We start from the raw sequence: 12,094 nt of genomic DNA, 5'->3' as shown, positions 1-12,094 counted from the left end.
CTTTTGATTTCCCAGAATGATTTACAGACAGGTTTCTTTACAGCCTGCGGTCACGCTTGATCCGGTCCCATGCCGCATTGATCTGGGCAATACGGGCCGCACCCTGCGCCAGTTGCGCGGGGGTGGCGCCGCGTGCGGTCATGATATCGGGATGGTGTTCACGCACCAGCCTGCGCCAGACAACGCGCACCTCGTCATTGCTGGCATCGCGCGAGATACCCAGCACTTCATAGGCATCCACCTCGCTCACGCCCGGTCGCGCACCGCCGTCACGTGCCCGGTCCCATGCACCGGGGCTGAGGTTGAAGGCCTTGTGCACCCCGCGCAGGAAGGTTTCCTCACTTGCATTGATCTCCCCGTCCGCGCGCGCGATCACGAACAGGGATGCCAGCGCGTCTTCCAGCATGCCGGTCTTGTTGGCAAAGGCGCGGCCAAGTTCGGTAGCGAAGGCGCGATAGTCATCCGTGCGCTGGCGCGCGCTGTCGAACAGGCGGCCAACTTCGCGCATATTCTCGGGCGGCAATTGGAAACGGCGCTTGAAGGCATCGATTTCAGCGCGGTTCACCGGCCCATCGCACTTCGCCATCTTGGCGGACAGGATGATGATGACCAGCCCGTACATCTGGTCGCGCTTGCCCATCGCGGCCGCCATCTTGGCCGCCATGAAGGTAGCCGCGCCATTCGGGTCCGCGTTCAGCCGAGGTCCCCAGCGGTCGGTCCATCCTCCCACCGGCGTTTCCAGCAGGGAACCGTTATCCGCAGCGTGACCAAGTGCCGTGCCCACGACAGCGCCCATGGGGCCGCCAACCGCGAACCCCGCAACGCCACCAAAAAGTTTGCCCCAGATTGCCATGCCCCGACGCTAGCACGGATGTCCGGTCAACCCAACCGATCTTCCCTGTCCGTACCAGCAATTTCCGGCAATGCAGGCATCCATTCCCGCAATGCCTCCACCCGCAATGCGGATGCCAGCGGGCGGTCCGGCGGGCGGGCGGCATCAATGCGTCCCACCAGGCCCGCAAGGGTCAGGCCACGCTTTTGCGCGATCAGGTGCAGGGCGTGCCAGAACTCCGGCTCCAGCGCCACGCTGGTGCGGTGACCTGACAGGTTGATGCTGCGTTTGCGCAGCAGGCGCGCGCCACGTTGCGCGGGCAGCGGCATGCCCGTGGCCTCCGGCCCCGTCATCGGGGCAGCCTGAGCGTGGCCCATCGCGCGGCGTCGGCCACCACAGGGTCGGCATCATCGCACAGCGCCGCGACACCGGGGCGCAGGGCGGGCTGCCCGCTATTGCCAATGGCCACCGCCACGTTGCGCACGAAACGCCCGCGCCCGATGCGCTTGATGGGTGAGCCGGAAAACCGCGCGCGAAACCCTGCATCATCCAGTGCCACAAGCACACGCAGCGCGGGCGCGCGCAGATCATCCCGCGCGGCCAGCTTCATGTGGTTGGTGGCCACGGCAAAGCGGTTCCACGGACAGACGGCCAGACAGTCATCGCACCCGTAAATGCGGTTGCCCATGGCGGGCCGCAGCCCCTCGGGAATCGGATCGCGGTTTTCGATGGTCAGGTACGAGATACACCGTCGCGCATCCATTACGCCGGGGGCAGGAAACGCATCGGTCGGACATGCCACAAGGCAGCGCGTGCAACTGCCGCACCCCCCGCCCGACGGGGCCGATTGCGGCAGGTCCAGCGTGGTATAGACCTCGCCCAGAAACAGCCAGCTTCCATGCTGGCGCGAGACAAGGCTGGTGTGCTTGCCCTGCCAGCCAAGGCCCGCGTTCTGTGCCAGCGGTTTTTCCATAACCGGGGCGGTATCGACAAAAACCTTTACCTGCGTGTCGTCCATGCCCTGCCGCCGCCCCTCGTTCACCACGAACTGCGCAAGGTGCTTGAGCATTCCCTTGACCACATCATGGTAATCCCGATTGCGGGCATAGACGGAAATATTGCCCGCATCGGGCACGCGGGTCGTGGCCAGTGCGTCATCTTCGGGCGTGTAATTCAGGCCAAGGGCAATCACGCTGCGCACTTCGGGCCAGAGGCCACGCGGGTCGCCACGCTGTTCCATGCGCTGCGCCATCCAGCCCATGCTGCCCGCAAATCCGTTTTCCACGAACATGGCCAGACGGGCGCGCACCGCATCATCCAGCCGGGCGGGCGCAAATCCCACCGCGTCAAAACCCAGATCGCGCGCATGGCCTGCAATCCGCGCAGCCATCCGCACAGGGTCAGGGCCGGACGGTGCGCTGGCCATCAGGCTACCGGGGGAATGTCGGGAAAGGGCATTTCATCACCACTCCAGTCATCCATCGCCCACTGCGCGCGCAGGTGGTCGGCATGGGCGGTGAAGGCGCCATCGACAATCGCCGTCCGCATCCCGCGCATCAGCCGCTGGTAATAGGCAAGGTTATGCCATGTCAGCAGCATCGGGCCGAGGATTTCATTCGCCCGGAACAGGTGATGCAGGTAGGCGCGGCTGTGGCGCGAACAGGCCAGGCAGTCGCAATGCGGCGAAATGGGCCGCGAATCGGTGGCATGGCGGGCATTGCGCAGGTTCAGCGTGCCCCGTTCGGTATAGGCGCGCGCCGTCCGCCCCGCCCGCGTGGGCATGACGCAGTCGAACATGTCCACGCCGCGTTCCACCGCACCCAGCAGGTCATCGGGCGTGCCGACGCCCATAAGGTAACGCGGGCTGGCATCGGGGATCAGCGGGACGGTGGATTCAAGGGTGGAGAACATCAGTTCCTGCCCCTCCCCCACCGCAAGGCCGCCAATGGCGTAGCCTTCGAACCCGATTCCCGTCAGCGCCTTCACGCTTTCGGCGCGCAGTTCCGGCTCGGTCCCGCCCTGGATGATGCCGTACTGCGCGTAACCGGGACGCTGGACAAACGCCGTGCGGCAGCGTTCGGCCCAGCGCATGGACATGCGCATGGATTTCGCGATCACGTCAGGGGCCGCAGGCAGCGCGGGACATTCATCAAAGCACATGCTGATGGTGGCATCGAGCGCGTACTGGATATCGGTCGAGCGTTCGGGCGTCAGCCGGTGCCTTGACCCGTCAATATGCGACCGGAAGGTCACCCCGTCCTGATCCAGCTTGCGCAACGGACCCAGCGACATGACCTGAAACCCGCCCGAATCGGTCAGGATCGGCCCCGGCCAGTCCATGAACCGGTGCAGCCCCCCCAGCGCGCGCACCCGCTCCGCCCCGGGGCGCAGCATCAGGTGATAGGTATTGCCCAGCACGATGCCCGCACCCGTGGACCGCACGCTGTCCATCGTCATGGCCTTGACCGTGCCAACGGTGCCAACGGGCATGAAGGTCGGGGTCGGCACGCTGCCATGGGCGGTATCCAGCCAGCCGGCACGGGCATGGCCCGCGCGGGCTTCGGGCCGCCAGCGGAATGTGGTCATGGCAGGTCTCCTTCAGTGCGGTGCAGCAGGCAGGCGTCGCCATAGGAATAGAAGCGGTAGCCGCTGGCGATGGCATGGGCGTAGGCCGCCTTCATGCGGTGATAGCCACCAAAGGCGCAGACCAGCATGAACAGCGTCGAGCGCGGCAGGTGAAAATTGGTCAGCAGCATGTCCACTGCGCGGAAGCGGTAGCCGGGGCGGATGAAGATCGATGTCTCACCATGGAAGGGATGAACGATGCCGTTTTCATCCGTGGCGCTTTCCAGAAGCCGCAACGATGTCGTGCCCACCGCCACGATCCGCCCACCCGCCGCACGGGCGGCGTTGATGCGGGCTGCGGCATGGGGTGAAATCGTGCCACGTTCGGCATGCATGCGGTGGGCGGAAATCTGGTCGCTGCGCATGGGCAGGAACGTGCCCGCGCCCACATGCAGCGTCAGCGTCTGGCGGATCACGCCCGCCGCATCCAGCCCCGCCAGCAGGCCAGGGGTAAAATGCAGCCCCGCCGTGGGCGCGGCCACCGCACCACGGTGCTGGGCGAAGATGGTGCTGTAATCCTTGCGGTCCGCATCCGTGGGGCCGTCGGGCCGGGCGATATAGGGTGGCAGCGCCAGATGGCCCACATCATGCAGGAACTGGTCGAATGCCTCCCCTTCCGCACTGAAGCGCAGGGTCACGTCGCCCCCCTCGCCGCGCGCGATCACCTGCGCCGTGACATGGGACGCGCCAAAGGTCAGCGTATCACCGGGATGCAGGCGGCGGGCATTGCGGGCCAGCACGTGCCATGTGCCATCGGGCAGGATACGGTCCAGCGTAATGCCGATCTTCGCATCCCCCCGCATGGCCGACAGCTGTGCCGGGATCACCGCCGTATCATTGGCCACCAGGATGTCGCCCGCGCGCAGGCACCCCGGCAGGTCACGCACATGGCGGTCCGTGAACGGGCCATCCACCGGCACGTGCAGCAGGCGCGCGCTGTCACGCGGGCGGGCCGGGTGGTCGGCAATATTCTGTGGCGGGAGGGTGAAGTCGAAATCAGAAACCAGATCCGTCATGCGGCTCCCTTTACGGAATCCGCACCATACTTGCCAGCCCGAACTGTCACCATTGCAACAAAGCGGGCAGCCATAGCCCCCATGCATGGCGATGTTGGACAGACGCAGCCGGGGAAGCCACAATAAGATACGATTCCCGCATGGGAATTTCCCGACCCGGCCCCGGCCGGGCCAGTGAACAGACACAGGAGACACAGCCCCATGTCCTATGCCCAGCTTGACGCCGCCCGCATTACCCGCGCCTGCTACACCGCCCTGCATGTGCTGGAATCGGTCGAGGAAAAGGACCGGAACGAGACCTACCAGCGCAAGACACTGATGATCCAGCGCATCGAGGCCCTGGCCCGCGCCGCCGCCGAAAGCAAAAACGGGGATCAGGTCATCACCCTGACATCGGAAGAATTCTGGCTGATCAGCCAGAACTGGTAATCTTCCCCCAACCGGCCAACGTTGACCCCTATCCACGCGGCCTGTCGCGCGGAAAGCAGGAAACCGACATGACCTTTACACTGACAAGCCGTTCCTTTCACGATGGCGACCGCCTGCCCGCAGCGCAGGTGTTTGACGGGATGGGCTATTCCGGTGGCAACATCTCGCCGCCGCTGGCATGGCAGGACGCGCCCGCCGGCACCAAAAGCTTCGCCATCACCATGTATGATCCCGACGCGCCCACGGGTTCGGGCTGGTGGCACTGGGTTGTCATCAATATTCCCGCCACGGTGTCATCCCTGCCCGCGGGCGCGGGATCGGGTGACAACAACCTGCCGGAACCCGCTGAAATGACGCGCACCGATTTTGGCGGCAATGTCTATGGTGGTGCTGCCCCCCCGCCGGGACCGGACCATCATTACATTTTCACCATCCATGCGCTGGATATCGAACGGATCGAACTGCCCAATGATGCATCGGGCGCCATGGTGGGCTTTGTCATCAACCAGCACAGCCTTGGTTCCGCCAAACTGACCGCCGTGTTTGGCAAGCAGCCGAAATAACGGCCCGCAAGCGTATCGACCCGATAAATAGTTGATAAAGATAAAAAGTTTTTGGGTGCCGCCTTTTTTTAAAAAGGCGGCGTTCCCTGAAGCTTTTCGAAAAAAGCTTCACCAAAAACTTTTACCACATATTACCCCTGATAGGACGCGATCTCGATCAGATTTCCATCGGGGTCATGACAGTAGACCGATGTCACCGGTCCCAGCGCGCCCAGGCGGGCCACCGGCCCCTCGGTCACGCGGACACCGCATTTTTCAAGGTGTTCAATGACATCGACACTGTTCAGCGCGGTGGTGAAACACAGATCATTGGTACCAGGCAGCGCATCTTCCGCCGTGGTCCAGCCTTCGGCCCCATAGGGACGGAGGTTGATTTTCTGGCCGCCGAATTTCAGCGCCGTGCGGTTGTTGCGCCCGTATTCCTCACGCTCCATGCCCAGCACGCGCTGGAACCACGAGGCCGAGACCTCAAGGTCACGGACACTCACCACAAGGTGGTCAAGACGATCGACGGTAAAACGCATGGCGCTCCCTAACCCTCCGGTTGTCCGGCCTGACGGACAGGCCGGACGGATCGCCATGCGGTCACGTTCAGCCGGTCAGGCCATCATAAAAATCATTACCCTTGTCGTCGATCACGATAAAGGCCGGAAAATTCTCGACCTCGATCTTCCAGACCGCTTCCATGCCCAGTTCGGGGTATTCCAGCACCTCGACCTTGCGGATGCAGTCCTGCGCCAGACGGGCCGCGGGGCCACCGACGGACCCAAGGTAGAAGCCGCCATATTCCTTGCACGCATCGCGCACAGCCTTGGAACGGTTACCCTTGGCCAGCATGACATACGACCCGCCCGCCTTCTGCAGCATGGCCACGTAGCTGTCCATGCGGCCAGCCGTGGTGGGACCGAAGGAACCCGTGGGCATGCCTTCGGGCGTCTTAGCGGGGCCAGCGTAATAGACGGGATGGTCCTTGAGGTACTGCGGCAGGCCCTCACCCTTTTCCAGCCGTTCGCGGAATTTGGCGTGCGCAATGTCACGCGCCACCACCATCGTGCCGGTCAGGGACAGGCGGGTGCGCACGGGATACTGCGACAGCTTGCGGCGGATTTCGTCCATCGGCTGGTTCAGGTCGATCTGCACCGCCTCCCCATCCAGATCGTCATCCGTGGTTTCAGGCAGGAAGCGGGCGGGATCGGTCTCAAGCTGTTCCAGAAAGACGCCATCAGCGGTGATCCGCGCCTTGACCTGACGGTCGGCCGAGCATGACACCCCGATTCCCACCGGCAGGGACGCGCCATGGCGCGGCAGGCGCACGACGCGCACATCATGGCAGAAATACTTGCCGCCAAACTGCGCGCCAATCCCCAGTCGCTGGGTCAGCTTGTGGATTTCCGCTTCCATCTCAAGATCACGGAAGGCATGGCCATGCGCGCTGCCCTCGGTCGGCAGGCTGTCGAGCCAGCGGGTGGAGGCCAGCTTGACGGTTTCAAGGTTCTGTTCGGCCGACATGCCGCCAATCACCACGGCAAGGTGGTACGGCGGGCAGGCGGAGGTACCCAGCGTGCGGATCTTGCCATCCAGCCATTTCAGCAGGTGTTCCTTGCTGGACAGCAGGGCGCGGGTTTCCTGAAACAGGAAGGTCTTGTTAGCCGACCCGCCGCCCTTGGCGATGAACATGAGGTCCATCTGTTCGGCATGGTAATCACCGGGTGTGGCCGAGATATGGAACTGTACCGGCAGGTTGGTGCCGGTGTTCACTTCCTCGAACATCGACACCGGCGCCATCTGCGAATACCGCAGCGAGGTGCCGGTATAGGTGTCATACACCCCGCGTGAGAAGGCTTCCTCCTCATTGCCATCCACCCACACGCGCTGGCCCTTCTTGCCATACACGATGGCGGTGCCGGTATCCTGACACATGGGCAGCACGCCACCGGCTGCAATACAGGCGTTCTTGAGCAGGTCCAGCGCCACGAAGCGGTCGTTTTCAGACGCCTCGGGGTCCTTCAGGATCTTGGCAAGCTGCGCCAGATGGCCGGGGCGCAGCAGGTGCGCCACGTCGTTGAAGGCGCGGGCGGCCAGCGCCGTCAGGGCTTCGGGACGGACATGGACCACCGTGCGGCCACCAAGGACCGAGGTGGTAATCCCCTCGATCTCCAGTTTCTTCCACGGTGTGTCATCATCATGCAGCGGAAACAGCGGGCCATAGACAAATGGCTTGCGCGTGGGTGCGGATACATTCAACGGACGGTCTCCTGCCTTTTCCCCCGGATTGGTTCCGGGTGGCGGCGTTCAGGTTCAGGGCGCGCCCGGCGCATCCGGCGCGCCCGGATGGAAGATGTGGCTCAGCCCGGTCCCGCGGGTCCCTTCTTGCGGAAGGCGGCGAGACTGACAACCTGCGACCCTTCGCCCTTGTCCGCATCCGCGCCATCCGCTGCCGTATCGGCGGCGGGGGAAGCCTGTGCCGTGTCCGCCGTGGCGGCCTGCACCGGCACCACGTTGGGTGTGGCGGCAGCAGTCACGGGCGGTTGTTCGGGTACGGTAAAGCGCAGGGCAAGGCGGATATGCGGATCGGCAAAGGCGGATACGGCCGCGACCGGAATCACCAGCGTGGAGGGAATCCCCCCGAATGACAGCCCGACCGATATGATCTGGTGCGTGCGGTCCACCTTCAGGTCCCAGAACTGGTGCTGAAGGACGATGGTGATTTCATGCGGATACTGGGCGCGCAGGCGGTCGGGCATTTCAACACCCGGCCAGTCGGTCCTGAATGTCAGGTAGAAATGATGATCACCCGGCAGTCCCTGCGCCGCCGCATATTCGAGCGCGCGCAGCATGACCTGCCGGTAGGCATCCTCAATCCAGGAATCATAGGGCATGAGGCTGTCGGGAATGGCGGTGTCAAAACCGTTTTCCTCGTCATGATCATCGGACATTATCGGACTTCTCCGTACATCCGCCCGGACGGTTTCCCCGCCGGACCGGATTTTTGCAGACATGCGGGTTCAGGCCACGCCGTGCCACAGCTTCAAGCTGTGCGTCAAACTTCATGGCGTGGCAAGCCACTGGGGTCGGGCATCCCTTCACGAAGCGGATACCGCGCCATCAACCTAACATGAACAGGAGACAAGGTGGGAGGGCTTCTGTTGCCCGGTGCCCTCCCGAACCGCGCTTATCGCTTATGCAGCGACAGCGAGCACCTCAGAGTTATCATTGGCACTTGTAATTTAGCCCGATAACGGTGGTACAATGCCGGGCAAAAGGCGGGTCTTTACCATGCGTGTCGAGCCTGTTTCGTCCCCATGTTCCCCAAGACCTGGGGAAATTGGTGGAGACGCCGGGTACCGCCCCCGGGTCCACAACACTTATTCCACGCGCCGTTTATCGCCATAGCCAAGGGGCAAGCCCCTCCGGCACTTCCGCATATAGGGATTGGCCGTGCATCTGGCAAGGGGACGCACGCCCGGTGAAGACATGCGGGGCGCAATCCCCACCACTGGCACCCGGGCGGATTTTTTTGCATATGCCAACAGGTCAGTAGCTTCTGGCAGGGGTGAACACCCGGCCTGTCAGATGTGCCCGCTGCCGGTAGCGACAAATGGGGACAGGCCCCAATTTTCCATGGAAAACACGGGCGTTTCCGCCCGAGCACGCGCCATCATGCCGCCGCAAAGACAGGCCACAGCCACACGACCGGCGCAGGCCATGCGGGCTATCGATACGGGTTATCGTCTTGGATATGACATGGCCCATATGGTATGGCCCGCGTCCTTTGGTATGATCAAGCAAGACAGACGGGACGGGGCGACACATGTTTTCCAGTGAGCAGAAATCGGCAATCGAGGCAGCCCGCGCCGGATGGGCGCAGACGCGCCGCCTGGTCGTTCCCGCGGTGGAAGATGTGCTGTATTCCCCCATTCCCGTGCTGGAAACCGGTTTCGTCCGCGCGGTGGACTACATGGGCGGCGATAGCGGCATCGTGCAGGGCGCGCGCGTATCCTACGGCAAGGGCACGCGCAGCACGTCCGATGACCGGGGGCTGATCCGCTACCTCATGCGTCACCGGCACACCAGCCCGTTTGAGCTGGCCGTGCTCAAGCTGCATGTGCGCGCGCCCATTTTCGTAACCCGCCAGTGGTTCCGCCACCGCACAGCCAGCATCAACGAATATTCGGCCCGCTATTCGGTGCTGGAAAAGGAATTCTATTTCCCCCGCCCCGAAGACATCGCCGCCCAGTCCACGAACAACAAGCAGGGCCGTGCCGATGCCCTGCCGCCCGAACAGGCGCAGCAGGTCCTTGATATCCTGCGTGATGACGCATCGCGCTGCTATGACCATTACCTCGACTTGCTCAACGAGGACGAAAACGGCGAAAGGCGCGACCCGGACCGTCCGGCCATCGCGCGGGAACTTGCGCGCATGAACCTGCCGGTCAACATCATGACCCAGTTCTACTGGCAAATTAACCTGTGGAACCTGCTGCACTTCCTGCGTCTGCGCGCAGACAGCCACGCACAGTACGAAATCCGTGCCTATGCTGACGCCATCCTGCAGATCGTGCAGAAATGGGCGCCGCTGACCTACGAAGCCTTTACCGATTACATGCGTGACGCGGTCCTGCTGTCCGGTCCGGCGCTGAAGGTGCTGCGCGCGGCCATGGGCGGTCAGCCCGTTGATCCGGCGCAGGCCGGCCTGTCAAAGCGCGAGATCCGGGAACTGGCGGAACTGTTCCCCGAAATCGCGCCGAAGCTTGCACGCTGAGGGCACGATATTTTCAAATAAACGTGATGTCATGCTACTGCGCCAATATCATGGCGTTGAAGGCATTGTGGATTTTACGTCACACTCAGCGCGGCAATTCTGCCAGCCATTCCCGTTCCAAGGTCGCTTCACGGCAGGCTTTGCCCCATGTTCCCCATGCAGGGCAGCCACAATATGCCTTCATCCTGTGGCAAGCGGATTGCACAACAGCGATCCCATGCTAGAGAGTGACGCAAGAATGGGGTGTCATTGCCCGGTTCGGGATTCTTGCAAACGCATTGGGCCATCCCGCCATGCCAGCATGGCGGGCAAGCGAATACAGAGGGAAGCGGAAACGAGTATGCGCGCAGAGACAGGATCGAATTCTTGGTCGTCCCGCCCGTCCCCGCGTCGCCCGTCGCTTCGCGTGGCCGGGATGGCACTTGGGCTGATCGGGCTTGCCTCATGCGCAACCCCGCCGCCCAAGGACCCGGACGCGCTGGCTGAATACAAGGAAGCCAACGACAAGTACGAAAAGCTGAACCGCAAGAATTTCGACCTGACCATGTGGGCCAACAAATACACCCTGCGCCCGGTGGCAAAGGCCTATATCTGGGCCGTGCCGCGCCCGCTGCGCAATTCGATCGGTGGCCTGTACCAGACCATGAACGAACCGGTCGTGTTCTTTAACGACGTGGGCGCGGGCAAGCCACGCCGCGCGGGTGACGCCTTCGTACGGTGGTGCATCAACATGACGGTCGGCATTGGCGGGCTGATCGACGTGGCCAATTACGCCGGCTACAAGCACCACGACAACGACGCCGGCCTGACGCTGGCGACGTGGGGCGTGCCATCGGGCCCCTACCTGTTCCTGCCGGTGCTGGGTCCGTCCTCGTTCCGTGACGGGGTTGGCTATGGCATCGACGTTGGCCTGTCACCGTGGAACTACGTGCCCCGCGGCTACGGGCTGCTGACCTTCAACTGGGCCTATAACATCATGGGCACCATCAACGGCATGGCGACCAACGTCGACGCGCTGGACCAGGTCATGAAGGATTCGCTTGATCCCTACGCCACCATCCGCAGTGCCTACCAGCAGCAGCGCAAGGCAATGGCGGAAAACATAAAGAACGACCATCGGGCCACCGTGCCGGATTGGTACCACAACAGATAAAAGGGACACAGCGATGCAGACATCCATCCCCCGTCGCCATGCACTGGCTCTGCTGGCAGCGACCGCCGCCGCCATGCCTGTTGCTTCAGCATGGGCGGTTGATGCCGGCGCGCAGGCCCGTTCCTTCGTCACCATGTTCGGCAACAAGCTGGTTGGCGTGGTCAACAGCGATATCTCGCTGGAAAAGAAGAAGCAGGACATCCTGCCCCTTCTGGAACAGTATGTGGATGTGGACGCCATCGGCCGCTACTGCCTTGGCCGCTACTGGCGCACCGCCACACCGGAACAGCAGACACGCTACATCAAGCTGTTCCATCAGGTGCTGGTCAACGCCATTACCGACAAGATCGGTGATTATCGCGGCGTGACCTTCGTGGTCGGTTCCAGCGCACCCGCAGGTGAGGACACGGCCGTGTCCACCGTCATCAACCGCCCCGGTCAGCCAGGCGCGGACACCCAGTGGATTATCAGCACCACCAGCAGCAGCCCGAAGGTCGTGGACGTAGTGGGCGAAGGGGCAAGCCTGCGCCTGACCCAGCGGCAGGATTATGGTTCCTTCATCGCACGCAATGGCGGCAATGTGGATGCCCTGCTGCATGCATTGGACAAGCAGATCGCCAACCATCACTAGAACCTTCCAATTCTGCCATGCAGAGTTGGAAAACAAAAAAAACCGGCATTTATGCCGGTTTTTTTATTATAATCATGTCTTAG

13 protein-coding genes and 1 other RNA gene are annotated in these 12,094 nt (G+C 62.9%); 5 read left to right on the top strand and 9 right to left on the bottom strand.

Annotated features, from left to right (window positions below; genetic code table 11):
- Nucleotides 1-37: 37 nt before the first annotated feature.
- The 5 genes from AC1RQ9_RS17535 to queA are packed head-to-tail and all read right to left on the bottom strand — an operon-like array spanning nucleotide 38 to nucleotide 4,473.
- Entirely contained in the window at nucleotides 38-853 is an 816-nt protein-coding gene (locus tag AC1RQ9_RS17535) for a TerB family tellurite resistance protein (protein WP_485987967.1), read from the bottom strand.
- A gap of 26 nt (nucleotides 854-879) precedes the next feature.
- Entirely contained in the window at nucleotides 880-1,185 is a 306-nt protein-coding gene (locus tag AC1RQ9_RS17530) for a ribbon-helix-helix domain-containing protein (protein WP_485987965.1), read from the bottom strand.
- Complete coding sequence (gene queG / locus AC1RQ9_RS17525) at nucleotides 1,182-2,258, bottom strand: tRNA epoxyqueuosine(34) reductase QueG (RefSeq protein ID WP_193733300.1); 1,077 nt, start codon at nucleotides 2,256-2,258, stop codon at nucleotides 1,182-1,184. The genes AC1RQ9_RS17530 and queG overlap by 4 nt, the downstream gene beginning before the upstream one ends.
- Nucleotides 2,258-3,418, bottom strand: a complete 1,161-nt coding sequence (gene tgt / locus AC1RQ9_RS17520; protein ID WP_485987963.1) for a tRNA guanosine(34) transglycosylase Tgt — start codon at nucleotides 3,416-3,418, stop codon at nucleotides 2,258-2,260. The genes queG and tgt overlap by 1 nt, the downstream gene beginning before the upstream one ends.
- Nucleotides 3,415-4,473, bottom strand: coding sequence for a tRNA preQ1(34) S-adenosylmethionine ribosyltransferase-isomerase QueA (gene queA, locus AC1RQ9_RS17515; protein ID WP_485987962.1), 1,059 nt, complete (start codon nucleotides 4,471-4,473; stop codon nucleotides 3,415-3,417). Before queA ends, tgt begins: the two co-directional genes overlap by 4 nt.
- A gap of 201 nt (nucleotides 4,474-4,674) precedes the next feature.
- Here queA and AC1RQ9_RS17510 point away from each other — a divergent pair, with 201 nt between their 5' ends.
- Nucleotides 4,675-4,902, top strand: a complete 228-nt coding sequence (locus tag AC1RQ9_RS17510) for a hypothetical protein (RefSeq protein WP_485987961.1) — start codon at nucleotides 4,675-4,677, stop codon at nucleotides 4,900-4,902.
- A 68-nt stretch (nucleotides 4,903-4,970) separates the two neighbouring features.
- The gene (locus AC1RQ9_RS17505) at nucleotides 4,971-5,465 is read left to right on the top strand and encodes a kinase inhibitor (RefSeq protein ID WP_193733297.1); all 495 of its coding nucleotides are present in this window, start codon (nucleotides 4,971-4,973) and stop codon (nucleotides 5,463-5,465) included.
- Between the two features lie 131 nt (nucleotides 5,466-5,596).
- On the opposite strand, the gene AC1RQ9_RS17500 is transcribed toward AC1RQ9_RS17505, so the two are convergent.
- From AC1RQ9_RS17500 to ssrA, 4 genes are all read right to left on the bottom strand, one after another.
- Nucleotides 5,597-5,989, bottom strand: a complete 393-nt coding sequence (locus tag AC1RQ9_RS17500) for a VOC family protein (protein ID WP_010508268.1) — start codon at nucleotides 5,987-5,989, stop codon at nucleotides 5,597-5,599.
- A gap of 67 nt (nucleotides 5,990-6,056) precedes the next feature.
- Entirely contained in the window at nucleotides 6,057-7,709 is a 1,653-nt protein-coding gene (locus AC1RQ9_RS17495) for a fumarate hydratase (protein ID WP_019090804.1), read from the bottom strand.
- 101 nt (nucleotides 7,710-7,810) lie between these two features.
- Nucleotides 7,811-8,401 (bottom strand): SspB family protein, encoded by a 591-nt coding sequence (locus AC1RQ9_RS17490; RefSeq protein ID WP_485987959.1) that lies wholly within the window; start codon nucleotides 8,399-8,401, stop codon nucleotides 7,811-7,813.
- 196 nt (nucleotides 8,402-8,597) lie between these two features.
- Nucleotides 8,598-8,920, bottom strand: a transfer-messenger RNA (tmRNA) gene (gene ssrA / locus AC1RQ9_RS17485).
- A gap of 356 nt (nucleotides 8,921-9,276) precedes the next feature.
- On the opposite strand from ssrA, the gene thyX reads away from it, so the two are divergent.
- From thyX to AC1RQ9_RS17470, 3 genes are all read left to right on the top strand, one after another.
- Complete coding sequence (gene thyX, locus AC1RQ9_RS17480) at nucleotides 9,277-10,227, top strand: FAD-dependent thymidylate synthase (protein WP_485987957.1); 951 nt, start codon at nucleotides 9,277-9,279, stop codon at nucleotides 10,225-10,227.
- Between the two features lie 415 nt (nucleotides 10,228-10,642).
- A complete protein-coding gene (locus AC1RQ9_RS17475; RefSeq protein ID WP_010508262.1) occupies nucleotides 10,643-11,380 on the top strand; it encodes an MlaA family lipoprotein in 738 nt (245 codons plus the stop codon).
- Between the two features lie 13 nt (nucleotides 11,381-11,393).
- Nucleotides 11,394-12,011, top strand: a complete 618-nt coding sequence (locus AC1RQ9_RS17470; RefSeq protein ID WP_485987956.1) for an MlaC/ttg2D family ABC transporter substrate-binding protein — start codon at nucleotides 11,394-11,396, stop codon at nucleotides 12,009-12,011.
- Nucleotides 12,012-12,094 lie beyond the last annotated feature (83 nt).

It is taken from the genome of Komagataeibacter ossonobensis (assembly GCF_057359305.1).
The sequence above is the reverse complement of the archived record's forward strand: the minus strand, read 5'-3'. Positions and strand labels throughout refer to the sequence as shown.